This is a genomic window from Acinetobacter parvus DSM 16617 = CIP 108168, from assembly GCF_000368025.1.
Taxonomy (GTDB): Bacteria; Pseudomonadota; Gammaproteobacteria; order Pseudomonadales; family Moraxellaceae; genus Acinetobacter; species Acinetobacter parvus.
In genome coordinates this window covers 90347-112392 of sequence record NZ_KB849207.1, presented here as the reverse complement: position 1 = coordinate 112392, position 22046 = coordinate 90347, and the positions used below count along the sequence as shown (strand labels likewise).

Annotated in this window: 23 protein-coding genes; 7 read left to right on the top strand and 16 right to left on the bottom strand. The window is 44.1% G+C overall.

Annotated features, from left to right (window positions below):
• Positions 1–105 precede the first annotated feature (105 nt).
• The 9 genes from F988_RS00555 to ubiG all read right to left on the bottom strand — a co-directional run bounded on the left by F988_RS00555 (position 106) and on the right by ubiG (position 8543).
• Positions 106–906 (bottom strand): ATP-binding cassette domain-containing protein, encoded by an 801-nt coding sequence (locus F988_RS00555; protein WP_004680186.1) that lies wholly within the window; start codon positions 904–906, stop codon positions 106–108.
• 15 nt (positions 907–921) lie between these two features.
• A complete protein-coding gene (gene ssuC / locus F988_RS00550; RefSeq protein ID WP_004680185.1) occupies positions 922–1725 on the bottom strand; it encodes an aliphatic sulfonate ABC transporter permease SsuC in 804 nt (267 codons plus the stop codon).
• Positions 1722–2897, bottom strand: coding sequence for an FMNH2-dependent alkanesulfonate monooxygenase (gene ssuD / locus F988_RS00545; protein ID WP_004680184.1), 1176 nt, complete (start codon positions 2895–2897; stop codon positions 1722–1724). Before ssuD ends, ssuC begins: the two co-directional genes overlap by 4 nt.
• 80 nt (positions 2898–2977) lie before the next feature.
• Positions 2978–3970, bottom strand: a complete 993-nt coding sequence (locus F988_RS00540) for a sulfonate ABC transporter substrate-binding protein (protein WP_004680183.1) — start codon at positions 3968–3970, stop codon at positions 2978–2980.
• 291 nt (positions 3971–4261) lie between these two features.
• The gene (gene argA, locus F988_RS00535) at positions 4262–5617 is read right to left on the bottom strand and encodes an amino-acid N-acetyltransferase (RefSeq protein ID WP_004680182.1); all 1356 of its coding nucleotides are present in this window, start codon (positions 5615–5617) and stop codon (positions 4262–4264) included.
• A gap of 111 nt (positions 5618–5728) precedes the next feature.
• Positions 5729–6187, bottom strand: a complete 459-nt coding sequence (locus tag F988_RS00530; protein WP_004680181.1) for an RcnB family protein — start codon at positions 6185–6187, stop codon at positions 5729–5731.
• A gap of 167 nt (positions 6188–6354) precedes the next feature.
• Positions 6355–7101: a YciK family oxidoreductase gene (locus F988_RS00525; protein WP_004680180.1), complete on the bottom strand. Its 747-nt coding sequence runs from the start codon at positions 7099–7101 to the stop codon at positions 6355–6357.
• Positions 7102–7131: 30 nt separating this feature from the next.
• Positions 7132–7830 (bottom strand): HAD family hydrolase, encoded by a 699-nt coding sequence (locus F988_RS00520; RefSeq protein ID WP_004675361.1) that lies wholly within the window; start codon positions 7828–7830, stop codon positions 7132–7134.
• Positions 7830–8543, bottom strand: a complete 714-nt coding sequence (gene ubiG / locus F988_RS00515) for a bifunctional 2-polyprenyl-6-hydroxyphenol methylase/3-demethylubiquinol 3-O-methyltransferase UbiG (RefSeq protein WP_004680179.1) — start codon at positions 8541–8543, stop codon at positions 7830–7832. The genes F988_RS00520 and ubiG overlap by 1 nt, the downstream gene beginning before the upstream one ends.
• Positions 8544–8724: 181 nt before the next feature.
• On the opposite strand from ubiG, the gene F988_RS00510 reads away from it, so the two are divergent.
• Complete coding sequence (locus F988_RS00510) at positions 8725–9348, top strand: thiol:disulfide interchange protein DsbA/DsbL (RefSeq protein ID WP_004680178.1); 624 nt, start codon at positions 8725–8727, stop codon at positions 9346–9348.
• 54 nt (positions 9349–9402) lie between these two features.
• Here the strand turns inward: F988_RS00510 and F988_RS00505 are convergent, their stop codons facing one another.
• Together F988_RS00505 and F988_RS00500 are read right to left on the bottom strand one after the other, a co-directional pair.
• Complete coding sequence (locus tag F988_RS00505) at positions 9403–10038, bottom strand: TetR/AcrR family transcriptional regulator (RefSeq protein ID WP_004675353.1); 636 nt, start codon at positions 10036–10038, stop codon at positions 9403–9405.
• A 107-nt stretch (positions 10039–10145) separates the two neighbouring features.
• Positions 10146–10796: a TetR family transcriptional regulator gene (locus tag F988_RS00500; RefSeq protein ID WP_004675352.1), complete on the bottom strand. Its 651-nt coding sequence runs from the start codon at positions 10794–10796 to the stop codon at positions 10146–10148.
• A gap of 310 nt (positions 10797–11106) precedes the next feature.
• Here F988_RS00500 and F988_RS00495 point away from each other — a divergent pair, with 310 nt between their 5' ends.
• From F988_RS00495 to F988_RS00480, 4 genes are all read left to right on the top strand, one after another.
• Positions 11107–12132, top strand: a complete 1026-nt coding sequence (locus F988_RS00495; protein WP_004680177.1) for a flavin reductase family protein — start codon at positions 11107–11109, stop codon at positions 12130–12132.
• A 30-nt stretch (positions 12133–12162) separates the two neighbouring features.
• Positions 12163–13305, top strand: a complete 1143-nt coding sequence (locus F988_RS00490; RefSeq protein ID WP_171055699.1) for a fatty acid desaturase family protein — start codon at positions 12163–12165, stop codon at positions 13303–13305.
• A 108-nt stretch (positions 13306–13413) separates the two neighbouring features.
• Positions 13414–14130 (top strand): ribonuclease PH, encoded by a 717-nt coding sequence (rph, locus tag F988_RS00485; protein ID WP_004680175.1) that lies wholly within the window; start codon positions 13414–13416, stop codon positions 14128–14130.
• A gap of 235 nt (positions 14131–14365) precedes the next feature.
• Entirely contained in the window at positions 14366–14563 is a 198-nt protein-coding gene (locus tag F988_RS00480; RefSeq protein WP_004680174.1) for an ABZJ_00068 family colistin stress protein, read from the top strand.
• On the opposite strand, the gene nadC is transcribed toward F988_RS00480, so the two are convergent.
• On the bottom strand, positions 14560–15405 hold the full coding sequence (nadC, locus tag F988_RS00475; RefSeq protein ID WP_004680173.1) for a carboxylating nicotinate-nucleotide diphosphorylase: 846 nt from the start codon (positions 15403–15405) through the stop codon (positions 14560–14562). The genes F988_RS00480 and nadC overlap by 4 nt on opposite strands.
• 144 nt (positions 15406–15549) lie before the next feature.
• On the opposite strand from nadC, the gene ampD reads away from it, so the two are divergent.
• Together ampD and murJ are read left to right on the top strand one after the other, a co-directional pair.
• A complete protein-coding gene (ampD, locus tag F988_RS00470; RefSeq protein ID WP_004680171.1) occupies positions 15550–16128 on the top strand; it encodes a 1,6-anhydro-N-acetylmuramyl-L-alanine amidase AmpD in 579 nt (192 codons plus the stop codon).
• Between the two features lie 61 nt (positions 16129–16189).
• Positions 16190–17740 (top strand): murein biosynthesis integral membrane protein MurJ, encoded by a 1551-nt coding sequence (gene murJ / locus F988_RS00465; RefSeq protein WP_171055698.1) that lies wholly within the window; start codon positions 16190–16192, stop codon positions 17738–17740.
• Between the two features lie 42 nt (positions 17741–17782).
• Here murJ and F988_RS00460 read toward each other — a convergent pair whose 3' ends face one another.
• The 4 genes from F988_RS00460 to F988_RS00445 form a co-directional block, all read right to left on the bottom strand.
• Positions 17783–18466, bottom strand: coding sequence for a BamJ family beta-barrel-assembly machinery protein (locus F988_RS00460; RefSeq protein ID WP_010589301.1), 684 nt, complete (start codon positions 18464–18466; stop codon positions 17783–17785).
• 47 nt (positions 18467–18513) lie between these two features.
• The gene (locus F988_RS00455; protein ID WP_004680165.1) at positions 18514–19221 is read right to left on the bottom strand and encodes a BamJ family beta-barrel-assembly machinery protein; all 708 of its coding nucleotides are present in this window, start codon (positions 19219–19221) and stop codon (positions 18514–18516) included.
• Positions 19222–19398: 177 nt separating this feature from the next.
• Positions 19399–21597: a polysaccharide biosynthesis tyrosine autokinase gene (locus F988_RS00450; RefSeq protein WP_004680163.1), complete on the bottom strand. Its 2199-nt coding sequence runs from the start codon at positions 21595–21597 to the stop codon at positions 19399–19401.
• 19 nt (positions 21598–21616) lie between these two features.
• Positions 21617–22045, bottom strand: a complete 429-nt coding sequence (locus F988_RS00445) for a low molecular weight protein-tyrosine-phosphatase (RefSeq protein ID WP_004680161.1) — start codon at positions 22043–22045, stop codon at positions 21617–21619.
• Position 22046 lies beyond the last annotated feature (1 nt).

Sequence of the window (22046 nt, the reverse complement as noted above, 5' to 3'; positions counted from 1 at the left end):
AAAATGGGTAAGACATATTTTGTAAATAATTCCTCAGTCATTGCGAGAAATTGTCGAGTGGTTGTTGTTCTTGAAATGTGGTTTTTGAGATGGGTAAAAGCGGTTTTAGGTGGCTAAAACCGCATTAAGGACCTGTTGTTCCAACTGGGCAAAGGCAATGCTTTTTTTGCGTGGACGTGGAAGATTGACCTGGAAATTATGCGCAATATGCCCCTGATCCAGCAGAATAATTCGGTCAGCAAGCTGTACTGCTTCACTGACATCATGTGTCACCAGAATTGCGGTAAAGCCCTGTTCTTTCCAGAGGCGTTCAATCAGGTTCTGCATTTCCAGACGGGTAAGTGCGTCCAGTGCGCCAAGTGGTTCATCCAGCAACAGGATACGCGGTGCATGTGACAATGCCCGAGCCAGTGCGGCACGTTGACGCTGACCGCCTGATAGCTGGGCAGGCCATTGTGCAGCCTTTTCCTTTAGGCCGACTTTTTCTAGAAGTTGCTCTGCAAGCCCACGCTGACTTTTGGCCAATCCCAGTTGCACATTTTGCATGACACTTTTCCAGGGTAGCAGGCGTGGGTCCTGAAACATCACCCGAATGTCATCATTGGTGATGCCCTCACGGAAGTTGCGTGCGGACTGGAACTTGATTTCACCATAGCTGGTCTTTTCCAGTTGTGCGATTAGGCGTAGCAGGGTGCTTTTACCACAGCCACTGCGCCCGACAATGGCAACAAACTCGCCTGCCTGAATGTTTAAATCCAGATCCTCAAGTACCTTGACCTCGCCATAGAACTTATACAGTTGCTCAATCAGGATATCTGTACCATTGGCTGGGGCGTTTGTGGTATCTAGCTTAATAATGGGCTGGATGAAATTATTTTCATATAGGTTTAGATTGAGGTTGCTCATGTTTATTTTCCTTTTTTATTTTTGATAACCTGAATGCCAGCGTAATAAATAACGTTCCAGCAGTTGCGCAAAGACATCGGCCAGTTTCCCCAGCAAGGCATACAGCAGGATACCCACTAGCACGATATCGGTTTGTAAAAACTCCCGTGCATTCATGGTCATATAGCCAATGCCTGACTGGGCGGAAATGGTTTCAGCAACGATCAGCAATACCCACACCAAACCGAGAGAGAAACGTAGCCCCACTAAAATGGAGGGCATTGCGCCAGGTAAAATAATGTCTTTATACAGTTGCCAGCGGTTCAGCCCATAGCTTCTACCCATTTCAATCAGCTGCGGATCAACTGAACGGATGCCATGATAGGTATTGATATAGATCGGGAAAAACACCCCGACCGCCACTAGAAACAACTTGGCGGTTTCATCAATGCCAAACCATAAGATCACCAGTGGAATCAGGGCAAGTGCAGGGATGTTGCGGATCATTTGCAGGGTGGTGTCCAGCAGCGTTGATGCAACACGGGATGAGCCATTCAACAAGCCGAGAACTAGCCCCAGCCCCCCACCCACCAATAAGCCGAGTAAAGCCCGTCCAGCACTGACCTTGACATGCTGCCAAAGTTCACCACTGATGAGCAGGTGCCAAAAGGCACTGACCACAGAAGAGGGGGCGGGCAGAACCCGACTTTGCAGTAAACCTGTACTTGAGGCAATTTGCCAGATGACGATCAATAAGATCGGTAACAGCCACGGTAACAGGCCTTTGCCGAGCTGCTGTGTTCCACGTGAAACATTGTTTAAGAAAACTTTTGCACTCATGCTGTCTCCTTGACCAGATTTTTTGCTTCCGTAGTCTCAGGGACGTAGTTGTTGGCAATGATTTCCCCAAATGGTCCTGTTAAGTGCGGTTGTGCCAGTTTCTTGCGTGTTTTCAGCGGCAAGAGTGGAAACACCAATTCCGCAAAACGAATCGATTCTTCCAGATGTGGATAGCCTGAGAAAATAAAGGTATCAATGCCTAAATCCGCATACTCCTGAATCCTTGCAGCCACCGTTTCTGGGTCACCCACCAATGCCGTGCCTGCACCACCGCGAACCAGACCAATGCCTGCCCAAAGATTCGGGGACACTTCAAGTTGATCTTTACGTCCACCATGCAACGCCGCCATGCGTTGTTGGCCCACTGAATCCATTTGCGCAAATTTCTTCTGTGCTGCGGCAATCGTGGCATCATCCAGATACTGGATCAGTTCATCCGCCGCTGCCCAGGCCTGTTCATTGGTTTCACGCACAATCACATGCAGGCGAATGCCGTAATTTAGGGTTCGGCCTATAGCGGCAGCCTTGGCACGTAAATATTGGATTTTTTCCTTAACTGCGGCAGGTGGTTCACCCCAGGTTAAATAGGTATCAACCTGTTCTGCTGCCAGCTCAGTCGCCGCTTCGGATGAGCCACCAAACCATAACGGGGGATGAGGCTGTTGTACGGGTGGATAGAGCAGTTTGGCATCATCGACGCTTAAGCGTTCGCCATGAAAAGTAAACGATTCACCTGTATGCGAACGGGTCAGGATTTCACGCCAGATTTTGACATATTCAGAAGCGGTCTGGTAACGGGTACTGTGGTCTTCATACAGGCCATCGCCCTTGAGTTCCTGTTCATCTCCACCTGTGACAAGGTTGAGCAGGATACGTCCATTGGAAAGACGGTCGAAAGTCGCTGCCATGCGGGCGGCGAGCGCAGGCGTGGTAATGCCTGGACGGAGGGCCACCAGAAACTTAAGTTGTCTGGTGGCATCAATCAGGCTGGCAGCTGTAATCCATGGGTCTTCACAGGAACGGCCTGTTGGAATCAGTACGCCATCATAGCCCAGGTTGTCAACTGCCACCGCAATCTGTTTCATATAGGCATGATCGACCTGACGTGCGCCCTTGCTGGTGCCTAGATAACGGCTGTCACCATGAGTGGGGATAAACCAGAAAATATTCATGTCGATGTTCCTTATGAAAAAGTAAAAAATTTATTTGGCAGAGCAGACACTGTGCTGAATGTTGATCTGTATTCTGCTGATTACTTAATGTCGTTCTTGAGTACCGCGTCCTGAATTACCAACTGTTTTGGAATCAGTTTCTGCGCGTAGAATGCATCAGCAACATATTGCTGTTCCTTGGCAACCTTTTCAGAGATGGGCTGAACCCCGAAGCCCATGCGTGAAATCGATGCTTTTAACACCTCAAATTCCAGTGCGGTTGGTTTTTCCAGTAGTTTCGCGGCATCATCTGGATAGGTCTTGACCCAGTCGGTGGTCTGGTTCAGGGTTTGAACAACGGTCTTTAAAATTTCAGGATGATTTTCGGCAAATTTACGGTCCGCTAAATAGAACTGGTAATTGCTGACCAAATGCTCGCCATTGGCAATGACACGCGCATGTACCTGATGTTCCGCCGCAGCTAGGAATGGGTCCCAAATCACCCAGGCATCAACTGCGCCCTTTTCAAATGCGGCACGGGCATCTGAGGGTGGAAGATAGACAGGCTGGATGTCATTGAGGGTGAGGTTGTTGGCTTCCAACAGTTTCAATAATAAATAGTGGACGTTTGAACCCTTGTTCAGTGCAATACGTTTGCCTTTCAGGTCTTGTACGGATTGAATTGGGGAATCTTTTTGTACAATCAGGGCTTCAGCAGTAGGTGCTGCTGGCTGGTTGGCCACATACACCAGATTTGGATTGGCTGCCTGAGCGAAAATAGGCGGGGCTTCACCTGCCTCACCCAAAGAGACACTGCCAACATTCAAGCCCTCCAGAAGTTGTGGACCCGCTGGAAACTCTACCCATTTGACATTTACGCCTTGAGCAGCAAGGTTTTTTTCTAGTTCACCTTTTGCTTTAACAATCGGCAAAATACCATACTTCTGAAAGCCGATATTTAATGTTGTGGTTTCTTGTGGTTTGGCCTCTTGCTGCTCAGCTTTTTTTGCACAACCTGTGATGTTAACCAAGCTGGCAAGCATTGCTGTAATTAGGATAGGTTGTGTCCATAAACGACTGATAAAAATGGCCATGCTGCTTGTGCTCCCCGAAAATCAAAAGATGAAATAAGCTGAGCAATCAAACTAAAACTTTTTTTATTGCATAAAAAATAAATAATCAGGCTTTATTTATCTAAAAGATTGCAAAACAGAATATTGGATATGCTTATCGTGGGTATAGATATCAAAAAGGAGCGTTATTTTTATAAGCTATTGTTTTTAGTGTTTTTCTATTTTAAGGCTATGGTTTTGCTGAGGGAAGATATAACAAAAAGACAGGATGTGGAGATATCATTATCAAAAATAACAATATCTCCAGAGGCATTAGTCAAGGGATTTTTTAAATACCAAAGAATTACGTTGATAGTTATAAAGTGCCTGACGTGCATTTGGCAGGTCATCCACACTGGCAGGGCTAAAGCCGTGTTCCAGAAACCAGTGCGCCGTGCGTGTGGTGAGGACAAATAGTTGCTGAATACCTTGCTGTTTGGCCCTGCCTTCCAGAAATTGCAAGATCTGGCTACCACGGTTAGATTTGCGGTAACTGGAGTCGACAGCAACACAGGCGATTTCGGCAGAACATTTTTCATTGGCTTTCGCTGGAATCGGGTAGAGTGCGGCACAGGCCAGAATCATGCCATCACGCTCAATCACGGCAAACTGCTCAATCTCACTTTCAAGGCGTTCGCGGGAGCGATACACCAGAATACCTTCCTGCTCAAGTGGCCGCAGCAGGTTTATCAGGCCGCCCACATCATGAATATTGGCAATCCGTACCTTCTCATAATGGGCATCGGTAATCATGGTGCCAATGCCATCACGAGTGAACAGTTCCTCAATCAGTGCGCCATCATAGGCATAGGAAATCAGGTGTACACGATGTACGCCTGACAGGGAAGCCTGTTGCGCCTGTTTTAAATGTAGGGCCAATTCTGGAGACTGGTTTTGGTATTGCTGAATATAGGGATCAAGCTGACGTGGGCTGAGCTCACGCAGCAACTGCTGTTTGGCATCCATTAAACCTTGCTGTTCACCCAGAAAAATTAGCTTGTCCGCCTTTAACATGGTTGCCGTTTTAGTGGCTACTTCCTCCGCCAGCAAATTAAACACTTCGCCAGTGGTCGAGTAACCCGTTGGCCCTAACAACACAATATTGTGATTGTCCAGATGACGATGGATGGCATCGGTGTCAATTGAGCGGACATCGCCTGTAAGCTGGAAGTCAACGCCATCACGGATGCCATAGGGTTTGGCGGTGACAAAGTTTCCAGAAACCACATCAATGCGTGCGCCATACATCGGGGAGTTGGCAAGTCCCATCGAAAGCAGTGCCTCAATTTCCAGGCGAATTGAACCCACGGCATTCATCACCCCCCGCAGTGACTCACGTGTGGTAATGCGGCGGTTTTGGTGGAAAGGTGTTTCAATATTGCGTTCAGTGAGGTTCTGGTTAATCTGTGGTCGTGCGCCGTGTACCAGAATCAGGCGGATGCCGAGTGAATGTAACAGGGCAATATCATGGATGATGTGCTGGAAATTTTTATGCTGAACCGCCTCACCGCCAAACATCAGCACAAAGGTTTTATGGCGGTGCGCATTGATATAGGGTGCGGAATGGCGAAACCAATGCACATAATCCTGTGTGCTACTCTGTGATATTTCAGTGATTTGGTTCGCCATGTTGATCTCAGATCGCTATCAATTAATCTGATTCTAACGAAAAAAATGAAAAGATAAATCTATTCCTAAAACAACGGCCCAAGTTTATTGGACCTGCACATGGGAAAACGTCTAGAATCCCATGATGCGAACAATGCTGTTGTCATCCGAGTTGACCAGGATGTAGTCATTGTTGATTTTGTACCATTGCTCGTTACGGCCTGGTCTTGGCAGGTTATTGTCCTTGTAGTCAACCTTGTAGCTATTGCCACGATAATGCTGAGGCATGACATAGCCCGCCTGCCAGCGATGCTGCTTCAGGCGTTCAACCCCACGTTCCTGACGCATTCGGCGCTCACGATCACGGTTTTCCTCTCCTGGACGGCCCTGCCAGTTGCCACGCGGATCATCATCACGATCAAAGTTGCGGCCCTGCCAACCACCGCCACGGGAATCGTCACGGTCAAAGTTGCGGCCCTGCCAACCACCGCCACGGGAATCGTCACGGTCAAAATGCGGGCCTGCAAAACTACCCATACTGCTGAAAAGGGTGGTTGAACCTAATATCAAGATGATGAAAACTTTTTTCATGATGCACCTAGGCGGATGTCTCTCATGGCAAAACTGTACTCTAAAAATGCAGAGAAACTGTGAAGATCAATTCATTATTCCATTAAAAAGATGGAGATTCTCCCAGTTCTCCTTTAAAAACGATAGGTTGTGACCGTTTCAGGCCCATTGTTGGTTGATGCGAAAACCTAGGCCTGCGCATCAATGCTCTGACCATTCATGTCCAAACTATCATCACCCATGAGGTAAAGATAGGCAGGCATAATCTCGTCAGCTGTTGGCAGCACTTTCGGGTCTTCATCAGGATAGGCCTTGGCGCGCATGGCGGTGCGTGTGCCGCCTGGATTGATGCAGTTAAAGCGGATGTTTGGATAGCTATTCTCTGCGGCAAAAATCTTGCTCATGGCTTCCGTGGCTACCTTGGAGACGGAATAGGCGCCCCAAAGCGCACGCGGTTCTCGTCCCACACTGGAACTAGTGAACACCACCGAGGCGTGTGCCGATTTTTGCAGCAGTGGAAGCAGTGCCTGTGTCAGGGCAAAAGGCGCACGCAGGTTGACGGAAAGCACGTCATCCCACACATCAATTGGATAATGTGCCAGTTCAACACGGTCACCCAGCATGCCCGCATTGTGCAGGATACCATCTAAGCGGCCAAACTGCTGTTCCAGTGTATTGACCAGAAGCTCATAGTCATGGCTGGAGGCGGTTGAAAGCTGTAAGGGCAGAATGGCAGGTTGTGGCGCACCCAGACCCTCAATTTCATCATAGATGACTTCGAGTTTGTTCAGGCTACGACCATGAAGCACAACCGTGGCGCCATGTAAGGCATAACTAATAGCAGCGGCACGCCCAATTCCATCACCTGCACCTGTAATCAGGATAATGCGATCCTTGAGCAGGTCTGGACGAGGTTGATATTCTGAATATTTCATTGTTATACCTCCTATTGTTATCTTGTATGCTTAGCCCATCATACCCTGATTTTCGGCTAAAACCGCGATTTTATTTTTTAACAGTTGGTGAAGTTCAGGCACGGTTTGAATAATCGCATCAGCCTGCCATGCCAGCAGGTCATCACGGGACTCAACAGGCAGGTAACCATAGGCTGCCAAAATCGTATACATCTCCGCATTGCGCCCTGCATCAATATCACGTGGGTGATCCCCCACATAGATAATGTCCCTGGCCTCCAGATTCAACTGTTTCGCTGCCAAATACATCGGTTCAGGGTCAGGCTTGGTTTTGCTGACATCCTCTGGACACACCAGTACCGCGCAGCGTTCGGTCAGGTTTAGTGCGGCCAGCAACAATTCACTTAAACCACGCGGTTTATTGGTGACAATACCCCAGGGAATTTGATGGGCTTCGAGTTCCTCAAGCAGGGGATACATTCCCTCAAACAGGTTGGTGTCGACCACGATATTGTCGCCATAGGTATTTAGAAAACGCTGACGATGCGCCAAAAATACGGGGTCTGTTACGTCCATTTCAGGATAAACCAGCTGGACCATCGCACGTGCACCTTCGGACACCTGAGTACGGATGATTTCCGCCTCCACCACAGGACGTTGCTCATCACGGCACATTTGCTGGATAATACGGACAAAGTCCGCCGCGGTGTCAATCAGGGTACCATCAAGATCAAATAAAACCGCTTTCATTAGGCACCTGTATTGACTGTATGAACCATGTAATTGACATCGACATTGGGTGCCAGCCAGTAATGCTTGGTCAATGGATTGTAATGCAGGCCAGTCATTTCCTTTAAGGTAAGACCTGCATTGCGGATGTCATGCGCCATTTCCGATGGACGAATGAACTTATGATAATCGTGGGTGCCTTTTGGCAGTAGGCGCAGCACATATTCCGCACCGATAATCGCAAACAAGTAGGATTTGGGATTACGGTTAATGGTGGAGAAGAACACATGACCACCTGGCTTGACCAAGCTTTGGCAAGCCTTGACGATGGAGGCTGGATCGGGAACGTGTTCCATCATTTCCATACAGGTGACGACATCGTATTGTCCTGCCTGTTCCTGCGCCAGTTGCTCAACGGGAATCTGGCGGTACTCAATATTCTGTACATTCTCCTGCTGTGCATGCAAGCGACCCACCGCAAGTGGTGCCTCGCCCATGTCAATGCCCAGCACATTGGCACCACGGCGTGCCATGCTTTCCGCCAGAATACCGCCACCACAGCCCACATCCAGCACTTTTTTGCCCGACAGTCCACCGACCCGCTCATCAATCCAGTTTAAGCGCAACGGGTTGATTTGATGCAGGGGACGAAACTCGGAATGCTGATCCCACCATTTGGCAGCCAAGGCCTCAAATTTTGCGATTTCCTGTGGATCAACATTCAACTGCGACATGGTGTCACCTCATTCATATTAGGATGATTATTTTGGTTTAATCTGTTGGTAGTGTAGCGATTCTGGAAAAAAAAGCGATAAATCCAATAAAAAACTTCACAGAAGCAAAACGAATTGGTCGTGTTTGTTTTATATTTAGTATATAAACTTACGAAAAATGCTTAGAGGAAAAGCAAACTCAATGAAAAAGTTAGTATTAAGTGGTTTAAGTGCAGTTGTAATGGCGTTTTCAATGAATGCAACGGCTGCTGATTTTGTTGCTGGTAAAGACTATACCGTGGTTGCCAATCCGGGTAAAACAGCTGCGCCAGCGGGAAAAATTGAAGTACGTGAATTCTTTTGGTACGGTTGCCCGCACTGCTTTAAGCTTGAACCACATATGCAAACGTGGTTAAAGAAAATTCCAAAAGATGTGTATTTCCTGCGTACCCCAGCGGCAATGAACAAGGTGTGGGAACAGGGTGCTCGTGGTTATTATGTGTCTGAGGCACTAGGTGTACGTAAGAAAACCCATATTCCACTGTTCCACGCCATCCATGATGGTGGTCAGCAGATTTTTGATCAAGCATCACAAGCAAAATTCTTCGCCCGTTATGGCGTGCCTGAGCAGAAGTTCAACAGTATGTTTAATTCATTCCCGATCACTGCAAAAGTGGCTGAATCTAATCAGTTGGCACAGCAATACCAGTTGACGGGTGTTCCAGCGGTGGTGGTTGCAGGTAAATATGTGGTGCAAGGTGAAGATGGCAAGGTCACCCAGGTAGTTGACTATCTGCTTGAGAAAGAGCGCAAGGGCGGTAAATAATTTACGGGTTTGTGGTGGTGTAAAGAAGGACTGTTCAATACGGTCCTTTTTATTTTAGGGCTGTTCCAGTTGAAACTCTTTTAAGTCAATCTGTACCGTCTGGGTCGGTAGTGACAGCGCCTGACTGACATAGAGGTTGATCAGCTTCTGGCGGGAACCAATTGAACGCTGGTAATAGCTTGAGTTAAGCAATAGGGCGGCACCGTAGGTCAAGGACCAGATATAGGACAGATAGTCACGGATCGACATATCATAGTTAAGTGACTTTAAATATTTCTCAGTCATTTCTTTTAGTGAAACAATACGTTGCTGGCGAACCGCATACAGCTCATCAAACAGGTGCTTCAGCTTTGACTCGGTCATGGTCAGATGTTCTTCTAACTGATGCAGTAAAATCGTACGACTCGGTGAGGTTAAATGATAAAGCATATAGCGAGGCGCATACTCCTTAACATCAGTGTTATATTTTTCTGAAATTTTTAAAATTTCTTTTTCATTCTGAATAATCAGTTCCAACAGTAATTCATTTTTACTGCGGAAATGTTTATATAAAGTACCTTTAGCAATATCTAGCTCGGCAACCAGTTCATCCAAGGTCATTTCTTGGTTGTTTTCTAGTAAAAGTTTTTCTGCAACCTGCAAAATTTTTTCTTTACGAATTAAGAACTGAGTATGACGATCAGGATTCATGATGCTTATAGGCTCCTCATAGTGTTCTAAACGGCATTTGCATTAGTGTGTTATTAATCATAACGCTAAGCAATGCTTTTATATATCAAACTTTAGCTTTGATAAGATCAGGCATTTTGTGGTTCCCAGTTGGAGATGCCACGGAATAATAAGCGTACCTGAGTTGCCGCATTGTCAATAAACAGCTTCTGTTGTTCGAGTAAATGATCAATCGTGAACTGTTTCGGGAGGTTGATCCAGGTCATGGCCCATGTAAATGACATATTGATCAGGATGGTGGATAGCACTTGCAGGTCCTTGGACTCTTTAATGTGCTTAAAGGTTTCAAGCTTGCACAAATCAATGGCAAGGTCCTCAATCAAAAACTCAATTTCCCGTGCGATTGCGATTCTTACCGTCTCAGAACCGCCCCAGCGTTCAGCAATCATGAACTGCCACTGCTGCGGGCTATGGTTGACTGCCTGTACAAATAGTTCAATGCTGGTACGGGTTTTGGCGCTTCCGCCATGCTGTAGATAGCTTTGTCCCAACTGATGGATCAGGCTTTTTAAATGGAGTGACACTTGGTCAACCAGCTCCTGTCCCAATGTATCCATGTCCTGAAAATGACGATAGAACGCCGTTGGCACCAACCCAACTTCGCGAGCCACCTCACGCAAACTGATGCTACTAAATGAGCGCCCAGATGTACTGAGATGAAGTGCCGCATCCAGTAGAGCCTGCCGACTCTGTTGTTTTCGTTCATCTCTAATCGACATGAATAAGTTCCATTAAAACCATAAGCAGAGTCTAGCAAAAAATACAAAACTTTTTTAGCCCCAACCATTGCTAAATAAGACAGATTCCTGCTTGTCCAAAACCATGGCATTGTGGCTGGGCAAAAAGCATCAGGTTTAAATCATTTATTTTTTCATGATTTTTAGCCACTTATAAAAAGAATAAAGAATATTCAAAAAATTAGTGAACAAGTGTTGACTCAGTGAACACAAATAAATATAGTGTACATATGTTCACTATATGAACATACGTTCACTCAAGATAAATAGCCAGATACAAAACGAGGAACTTATGAACGCACAGTTAAGCTATCAGCCACATTGGGTTAGAGAAGATTTTGTTGATTTTATCTTACAGAAAATCAAGCCGACATTTGCATGGAAACGCATCCTTGCTGAAGTGACTGGGGTACAGTCCTTAAGTAAAGATATGGTTTTATTGACTTTAAAACCAAACAAAAACTTTGATATCGCTGCGGTACGTGCAGGTCAAAGTATTTTGCTTACCTTGATGATTCACGGGGTTTATCATCAACGTAGCTACTCAATTATTGATGTTACCGCACAAGGCGAAATTCGTCTGGGTATTAAAGTACAGGGCTTGGTGTCAAGCGCAGCGCAACTTTTGCATGTGGGTGATAGTATTGAGATTTCGCAGGCACAAGGTGATTTTGTTCTGCATCAAGGACAACAATCTGCACTCTTGATTGCTTCTGGTTCTGGGATTACTGCAATTTACTCGTTGTTAAAACAGGCAGTTGCTCAAAAGCTTAAAGAAATTCATGTCGTGTATTTTAACCGCGCTGAAGTGTTCCATCAGGAAATATTGGCTTTAGCAAAACAATATCCACAACTGAAATATCACTTTTTTAATACAGCACAGCAAAAGCAGCATTTAGATACCGCTTTATTAGAAAAGTTAGTTCCGAATTTTAAAGAATTACAGGCATATGCTTGTGGGCATCACAGCATGATGCGCCAAGCACAAGAGATTTATGCTCAACAGGATGCAGCATCGAATTTTCATCAAGAATTTTTCCAACCTGTACAAATTGAGCAGTCTAACGAAGCTCAACCGATTACTTTCCGCCGTGCACAACAGAATTTTATTGCAACGACCAATCTATTAAGTAGTGCGGAGCAAGCAGGTTTACGCCCACAGCATGGTTGTCGCATGGGGGTATGTAATCGCTGTAGCTGTACCAAAGTTAGTGGTGTAACACAGAACGTGATTACGGGTGAGATTGATGATCAGCCTAATCGTGCGATCAAGTTATGTGTAAGCCAAGCCCTTAGCCCAGTCACGATTGACCTATAAAAACAAATATTGAGGATAATTGAAATGAATATGGCATTAGAATTTAAAGCAGCATCAAAGTCAGCACATTTAACGCCAGAGCAAGTTGAAGCATTTGGTCGCCGTGTCGAAGAAATTCGTCTAGCTGTGATGCAGAATTTAGGCGAAGAAGATTCAAAATATATCTATAAAGTCCGTAATTTTGTGCGTTATACCGAGATTGCATCTCGTGGCATGTTGATGTTCGGTGGTTGGATTCCACCTGTATGGTTAGTGGGTACAGCAATGTTAGGTGTATCTAAAATCGTCGAAAACATGGAACTTGGACACAATGTCATGCATGGTCAGTTTGACTGGTTGAATGACCCAAGTTTACGTGGTGAAGATTATGACTGGGACAATACCTGTTCAGGAAATGATTGGCGTTTTACCCATAACTATATGCACCATACTTATACCAATATTGTGGGCAAAGACCATGACGTTGGCTATGGCATCTTACGTGTCACGGAAGACCAAAAATGGGAAGTTCGTCATTTGGCCAATATTCCATTGGCATTACAGTTAATGTTCTTTTTCCAATGGTATGTGGGCGTACAAAACCTACATTTAGAAGATGCTTTGGTCTACAAAACTAAAACATGGAAACAAGCATGGGCAGATGCAGCCGAGTTTCGTAAAAAAGCGACTCGCCAAGTCCTCAAAGATTATGTGTTTTTCCCTGCGATTGCGACGATTAACTTTATCCCAGTATTGGCAGGCAATGCTGTAGCCAATGTGATTCGTAACTTATGGTCTTCGGCAGTGATTTTTAATGGTCATTTTACTGAAGATGCAGAAACCTTTGAAGCCGATAATACTGAGAACGAAACCAAGGCAGAATGGTACTTACGTCAGATCCGTGGTTCAAGCAACTTCACAGGTGGTAAGTGGATGCACTTTATGAGTGGCAACCTGAGCCATCAGATTGAGCACCATTTGTTCCCAGATATGCCAGCCAATCGTTATGAGCAAGTAGCACCACAGATCAGGGCGTTATGTGCTGAATATGGCGTGAACTATAACGAAGCGAATTTCATGAAGCAATTTGGTACTGTGTGGGTGGCTTTGGCGAAATGTTCATTGCCAAATGATATGTCGGCACAATTGGCGCAAGGTTGGACAAATTTAAAAGCGAGATTTAAATTTGCTTAAAGGATTGCGTATTCGTGGAATTGTAACGAATAAGTAAAACTGAAATCGCGTGTAATTGAGCTATACTATGGTGCAATTATATTTGTGCCATAGTTTTAAGGAATCGTTATGCGTATTGACCAAAGAACATTAGACCAATTACGTGAGGTAAAAATTACCCGTAACTATACCCGTTACGCAGAAGGTTCAGTTTTGGTTGAATTTGGGCATACCAAAGTGTTGTGTACCGCGAGCATTGACAATTCAGTACCACGTTTCTTGAAAGGACAGGGGCAAGGCTGGGTCACTGCGGAATATGGCATGTTGCCACGTTCAACACACACTCGTAGTGACCGTGAGGCAGCTCGTGGCAAGCAAACAGGCCGTACACAGGAAATCCAGCGTTTAATTGGTCGTAGTTTACGAGCAATGGTTGATCTGAAAAAGCTTGGTGAAAACACCATCACCATCGACTGTGATGTGATTCAGGCAGATGGTGGGACACGTACCGCAGCAATTACAGGGGCGGCGGTTGCCTTGGTTGATGCAATGAATGTGTTGCTCAGCAACAAGAAAATTAAACAGGACCCGTTAAAAGGTCTGGTGGCAGCCATCTCGGTGGGGATGTATCAGGACGAGGTTTTACTCGACCTCTGCTACGAAGAAGATTCAAATTGCCAAACGGATTTAAACGTGGTGATGACGCAGGCAGGCGAATTTATTGAGATTCAGGGAACGGCAGAAGACAAGCCGTTTACCCGTAGCCAGTGCAATGCCATGTTAGAGCTTGCAGAAAAAGGGATTCAGGAACTGATCCAAAAGCAACAACAAGCTCTCGGTTGGTAATTTCCAGTTGATAGTTCAGGCGGTCTGGCTACTTTAGACCGCCTTTTTTTGTCCTAATCAATCTGGGCGTTTGATATCGGATATTTACATAAGTCTAAATAGAATCAGACAGAACAGCATGCTCTTCAACATAAATTCACTTAGTCTGTCTATGTTGTAACAAAGCCAGCAAATTCATCTCACTTTGCCCTGCTAGATTAAACCATTAAAACAGGAACAATAAATAGGGATAATCATGTTACAGGTTTTTTTAGTATTTCTGAGTGCAGTGACGTTTGTATTAATGGCTACTGACCCACGTCCAACTGATTCAACCCAAGCCAAGTCAGCCTGGACTGAACAGCTTAAAACATCTGAAACCTCAAAGGTTGCAGATGCTTCGGCGAGAAAAGATGAAGCCAATACAAAACGAGATGATTCTGAACAGGTTTAGTCGTTAAAACGCATGGATAAATCAATGGCTTTCACATCTTTGGTCAGAACACCCATTGAAATGTAGTCAACTCCTGTGGTGGCAACTTCACGTAAATTATCAATGGTGATATTGCCTGAGGCTTCCAATTTGCAACGTCCTGCAACGTGTTTGACGGCATCAATCATCTGCTGCTGACTAAAATTATCTAGCATTACAATATCGGCACCTGCTTCAAGGGCTTGATTGAGCTCATCCCAGGTTTCGACTTCGACTTCAACAGGTTTATTGGGTGCAATTTCATGAGCTTTGGCAATTGCCTGAGCAATTCCGCCTGCTGCCATGATGTGATTTTCTTTAATTAAAAAGGCATCAAACAAACCTAAACGATGGTTCTGTCCACCACCCACAGCCACCGCATATTTTTGTGCAATACGTAAACATGGCAAGGTTTTACGAGTATCCAATAGTTTGGTATGTAAACCATCGAGTTGTTTTACATAACTTGCGGTTTTGGTTGCCACCGCAGACAGGGTTTGGATGAAGTTCAATGCAGGGCGTTCTACTGTCAAAAGACTACGGGCAGAACCAGCAAGCTTTAAAAATGCTTCATTGGCTGCAACCACTTCACCCTCTTGTTTTAACCAAGTGACTTGAACGGTATTGTCATAAGCCTGAATCAATGCATTGACCCAGGGCTGTCCTGCCAACACCATCTCTTCACGGCTAATAATGGTCGCAGTGGCCTGTTCATCTGCTGGTGTGAGCAGGGCCGTGATATCGCCGTCCCCAATATCTTCCTGTAATGCTTGCTGAATATTGATTTGAATAGATTGTTCAAGCAAAGATTGTGGGATGCTCATACGATTTCCAGTAGATGTTGACCAAAAAACTTGGGGCTTATCTTAGCATTGTCCTCGTAAAAAATAAGTATTTGATCTCGATTATTCACGATAAAGCATGTCAGAATGTGGAGGATAAATATTAAATTGCTGATTCGGGTCACAATGCAACAATCTAGATTTGCTCAAGTCCAAGATGGAATCCTACAAGGCGCAACACAGATTGCATCCCCCAATTTTAATGCCCGTCCTATTGATGCTGAAATTCAGTTGATTGTGATCCACAACATTAGCCTGCCACCGTCCCAGTTTGGAGGGGGCTATATCCAGCAGTTTTTTCAGAATCAACTGGATTGGTCGATCCATCCATATTTTCAGACCATTGAAGGGATGCAGGTATCCGCACATTTGCTGATCTTGCGTACGGGAGAGGTCATTCAGTTTGTTAATTTTAATGATCGGGCATGGCATGCAGGACGCTCGAGTTATCTGGCTCAAAAAGAATGTAATGATTATTCGATTGGAATTGAGCTTGAGGGTAGTGATGACTTGCCCTTTGAGCCAGAACAATATCAATCATTGGCAGAAGTGGTAAAAACACTGCGCCAAGCCTATCCAAAAATTCAGAACCATATTGCAGGGCACTCAGATATTGCACCAAAACGTAAGACCGACCCAGGGTTGTATTTTGACTGGCAATTGTTCCGTCAGTTGTTATCTGAAAAAACATCAACTGATTTATGATTTCACAACGAAATCTATTTTAACTTTCATTACAATAACGCTTTTTAAAGATAAGCCGTAGGTGAGTGCGATGGCATTGTGGCGATCGACTGTAATTGTCAGTGCAATGACGATGTTATCCCGAATTTTGGGTCTGGTGCGCGATGTGGTGCTGCTCAATGTGTTTGGTGCAGGTAAGGACTTTGATACCTTTGTCGTTGCCTTTCGTATTCCCAACTTTTTTCGGCGGCTGTTTGCGGAAGGGGCTTTTTCCCAGGCCTTTATTCCAGTCCTGACAGAATATAAAACCAGCCGTGCTCATGCCGAAGTTCAGATCCTGATTAGCCGTGTCTTTGGTTGTCTACTCACCGCAATGACCTTGCTGACCTTTGTGGCGATGGTTGCCGCACCTGCAATTATTTATCTGTATGCGCCTGGTTTCCACAACGATCCTGAGAAATTTGATCTCGCGGTCAGTATGTTCCGCCTGACCATTCCATATCTGATGTTTATGTCATTAACGGCATTTGCCAGCAGTATCCTGAATAGTTATGGCTCGTTTGCCTCACCTGCGTTTTCACCTGTGTTGCTGAATGTGGCAATGATTGCAGGGGCGTGGTGGCTAACGCCATATATGGCTGAACCGATCATGGCATTGGGTTGGGCGGTAGTTGTGGCGGGTATTTTGCAGCTTGCCATCCAGATTCCAGAGTTATGGAAAAAGAATCTACTGATTCCACCCAAGGTTGATTTTAAACATGAGGGTGTCGACCGTATTTTAAAGCTGATGCTACCAGCACTGTTTGGGGTGTCAGTCACACAGATCAACCTATTGCTGAATACCATCTGGGCATCATTTATGCAGGATGGTTCAGTATCGTGGCTTTATAGCGCAGAACGGATGACTGAACTACCTTTAGGCTTGATCGGTGTGGCGATTGGTACAGTGATTTTGCCATCACTTTCAGCCCGCCACGCCGAACAGGATCAGGCCAAATTCAGGAGCATGATTGACTGGGCTGCCAAGATCATTATGTTGGTGGGCATTCCTGCAAGTATTGCCTTATGTATGCTGTCCACCCCCATTATTCAGGCATTGTTTCAGCGCGGTGAATTTACATTGGAAGATACCCACATGACGGCACTGGCGTTGCAGTGTATGAGTGCTGGTGTGATTTCTTTCATGTTGATTAAGGTGTTTGCTCCAGGCTTTTATGCACAACAGGATACCAAGACTCCTGTTCGTGTCGGGTTAATGGCAGTTGCGGCAAATGCTATTCTAAACGTGGTATTTATTGGTTTATTTAAACTGATTGACTGGCATGCAGAACATATGGCTTTGGCGCTGGCTTCTTCAGGTTCTGCTTTAGTCAATGCAGGTATGCTGTATTTCTATTTACACAAACGCAATATCTATCGTTTTGGAACGCACTGGAAGAAACTGGCAGTACAATTTACCATTGCCAACCTGACCATGATTGCTGCGCTTTGGTATGCACTGACTTGGTATCAGGGCGATATTTCACAGTGGTTACGGATTGCTGAAGTGGTTGGGCTGTGTGTCGTTGGGGTAGTGGCCTATGCCGTAGGATTATTGGCAACTGGGTTCCGCCCAAGACATTTAAGAGCCTAATAGCTCTCTAAAAAAGTAAACCCTCCATCAGGAGGGTTTTTACTATTTAACTTCAAGTAATTCAATATCAAAAATCAGGGTACTGTTGGGTCCGATTGCATCACCTGCACCAACATCGCCATAGGCCAAATTGGCTGGAATAAAGAAACGGCTTTTACCACCCTCTTTCATGGTTTGCACACCCTCAGTCCAACCAGCAATCACTTGGTTCAGTTTAAACTCAATTGGATGGTTGCGGGCAATTGAGCTGTCAAACACAGTGCCATCCAGTAAACGACCTTCGTAATTCACCTTAACCGTAGAGGTTGCCTTTGGAGATTTCCCTTTGCCTTCCTGCAAAATTTGGTACTGCAAGCCTGACTTGGTGGTTATGATGCCTGTCTTTTGAGCATTTTCAGCGAGGAATGTTTTACCAGCAAGTTCATTTTTCTGGCCAACTTCCTGAAACTCAATCAGCTGTTTTGCCTCTAAACGTTTTTTATATTGGTTGAGTACTTTCGCCATGTCTTCATCAGTCAAAGATGCGACTTTTCCTTGAACAGCTTCCTGTACTCCCTGAACAAAAGTTTCAATATTCAGGTCTTTTAGAGTTTCGGCATTACCTTTGCCCATTAAATAACCGTAACTATAGCCCAGTTGATCTTTTTGTGGGCTTTTTAGCGTAATTGGGGCAGCGTGGACTGTAGCAAAAGTTGAAGCTATTAAAATAAGGCTTAATTTTTTCATTATTTCTTCCAAAATAAAGGAGAGCACATGCTCTCCCTATTAATCAGTTATTTTACAGCGATGAGTTCTACATCAAAGATTAAGGTACTATTTGGTGGAATAGAACCTGGTACACCCTGAGCACCGTAACCCAGGTTTGCTGGGATATAGAATGTGGCTTTACCACCCTCTTTCATAAACTGTAGACCCTCGGTCCAGCCTGGAATGACTTGATTCAACGGAAACTCAATTGGTTCACCACGGTCGTAGGAACTGTCAAAGACCTTGCCATCAGTGAGCTGTCCCTTATAGTGAACTTTCACCACAGAAGTGGCGGTAGGCTGTTTGCCCGTACCTTCTGTAATGATTTTATACTGCAAACCTGAAGCAGTGGCTTTAACCCCGTCTTTTTTAGCATTTTCAGTGAGGAATGAATTACCTGTTGCCTCTGCTTTCTTTGTTTCGTTCAGTTGCTTTTGTTGTAATTCTTTTTGGAACTCCATATACGCAGCTTGTAATTCCTCTTCAGTATATGCAGCAGGCTTTTGTGCATGCGCATCACGGAAACCTGTAATAAATGCACCTGTTTCCAGTTCAGGTGGAGTCTGCTTTGCAACTTCATAACCGAGTGCATAACTGATTTTTGCAACAGGTGCCGCATTTTTATCTGCTTTGGTGCCTAGCTCAGTCGCTGGGTGTTGAGTTGCATAATAAATTGGAACAAGGGCTGCACCAGCTAAAACGACTGCAACCACAACAGGTAAAGCTTTACTCATGAGATGTCCGAAGTAAGATTTTAATAAAAAACATGGTCATGATCTTAGCATGTCTAAGCTTAAGCATTGAATAACTCAGCTAAAAAATGCGTGTATTTTTTATATAGTTTATGTGTTTATCGATAAAAAGCCAGACTTTGAGATCTGGCTTTTTGAGATGATTATTGTGATGGATTTTTAATCATCTTTATTTGCTTTGTAAGCATATGAATAATTGTATCCATACCCGTAACCAGCACCAGCACGTTGAATATCATTCAAAATAAAGCCATTTACTTTCACGCCAGCTTGTTCAAAGCGGTTGACAGTCAGTTCAAGCTCTTTCATTTGCGTCTTGGCATAACGTGCCACTACCAAATTCACACCCGCATATTGTGAAATAATAATCCCATCGGTGACTGCAAGAACTGGTGGGGTATCAATCAGAATATGGTCAAATTGGCTCGACAAGTGCGTGAGCATATCTGCAAATTTTTGCGTACTTAACAACTCTGACGGATTAGCAGGGCTTTTACCACGACTGATGAAGCTTAAATTTTCAACTTCAGTACTGCGCACAACACTGTCTAACTCGTGCTGACCATTCAGGTATTCGGTTAAGCCAGGCTTAGGGTCGTAATTAAAGTATTTATGCATATAACCACGACGTAAATCGGCATCAATCAATAATACGCGCTTATCACTTTGCGCCAAAATGGTGGCTAGATTGATTGAAATAAACGATTTACCCAACTCTGGTGCAGGGCCAGAAATCATAATGATATTGTTTTTGGCACTGCTTAAAGCAAAGTGAATAGCAGTACGCATGCTGCGTAGGCTTTCAATGGCAATATCATCACTATGTTTCACCGCAAGAATTGGAATATTCTTTTTCTTTTTCAGAATTTTAATACGGCTTTCTTGCACAGGTGAACGTGGTACAGTGGCATAAACAGGTAAATCCAGTTCATTTTCAATTTGATTCGAGTCTTTAATACCTGAGCGTAACATATTACGCAGTAAGGCCAATAATGTGCCCAAGAAGCCACCTACAAAAATAGCAAGTACTAATGTGATGAGCTTTTTAGGTTTAATTGGTTTTACAGGTTCAATTGCAGTATCAATAATGCGTACATTACCAATTTCACCTGCTTTGGCAATTTTGAGTTGTTGGTAGCTATTCAATAACGCAGTGTATAACTCAGTATTTACCTTAACATCGCGGTACAGTTGTAAGTACAGTCGCTGGGTTTCAGGTAAACGCTTAATGGATTGAGTCATTTCTGAAGTTTTTTTGTTAATTTCAGAAAGTTGAGCGTTAATTGCTGACATTAATGGGTGGTCAGGCGTATATTTTGAAGAGAGTTCTGCTTGTTGCTGTTGTAGTTGGATTTTTAATTTTTCCAGTTCAACATTCTGCTTTAGCATTAACTCCGCTTCTTGTGTTACATCAATTGTGTTGTATTGTTCTCGGAAACGGTTAAATTTAATTTCAGAGTCTTCGAGTTGTTGTTTTAACTCAGGCAGTTGCTTTTCAAGGAAGCTCAATGTTTGAGCCGATTCCAGTGATTTACGTTCAATATTTTGTGCTTGGTAAATATTTAAGATGTGGTTAAGTACTTGGGTGATATGTTCTTTATCTTCACCATTGTAGTTAAGACCAATCACACCAGAGTTTTTACCTCTTTCTGCTACGCTGTAATCTTTTTTAATCCATTGTACGGCTGAAGGCATAGATAATTTAGTAACTGAAAAATCATGCGATATAGGGTTTTTCGCATAAATTTGAATTTTCCATAAACCTTTCTGATCTAGGCTTTGATTGACCGCATTTAACTTGCCTTTAAACACTACATCTTTTTTATAAGACAGGCTAAACTCTTGTCCATTGATAAAGTTTAGTGTGAGTTTTTTATCGAGATAAAAATTAGGCACATCAAAAGATTGAATAACAAATACATTTTTTTTATCTTGCCAAGTCACAACATTATTTTTATAGATCACTTTACTTTGAACTGTGTTGAGCAAACGATACGTCAAGCTACTTTGTTCATCGGTGATACGAATATCTAGCTTTAAGTCTTGTATGGTTTGTCCAAGCACTTTGCGCGAGTTTAAGATTTCAATTTCCGCATCTGCAACTGACTTTCCACCCACTCCTCCAGGTAGTGCGCTTCCTAAATCCCCTAAAAGAGCTGCGGCACCAGCACCTTTAGCGTCCTCAACCTGAATCATAGCATCCGTTGAGTAGACATTTGGCGTTACTTTTAAGTAAAGCAGAGCAAAAACGAGGCTAAGGAGTGTACATAGAGCAATGAGCTTCCATTGCGACAGCAAAGAAAAGAATAATTCTTTTAAGTCAATGGTATCGTCTTGAGGTGTGCTATTCGAATTCATGAAATAAAACTGCTAAAAATTAAAAATGGGATTGCCAGTCAGAAACGTATTTTTGAATGTTGCGACAAGTTTCATCAAAAAAAGCTTGATCATGTTGATAAGGATCGGGCACATTTTGATTTTGCCAATGCCCCAAACGAAAAACCTTTCCTTTGGCAAAAGACCAAGTTTGCTCAAGATGTTTTTTTTGATTATTACTCATGACTAAAATTAAATCTGATTTTTTAATCATTTCGGCAGTAATTTGTCTGGCAATGTGTGGACGCATATCAATATTCAGCTGATCCATACAGTGTATAGCTTTTGCATCTGCCGAATGCCCAGACATTGCAGAGAGACCTGCAGACTCAATATTTAAATTGGGATGATTGTTTTTTAGAAAATATTCAGCCATGGGGCTACGACATATATTTCCAATGCATACAACTAAAACATTTTGAATTTGCATG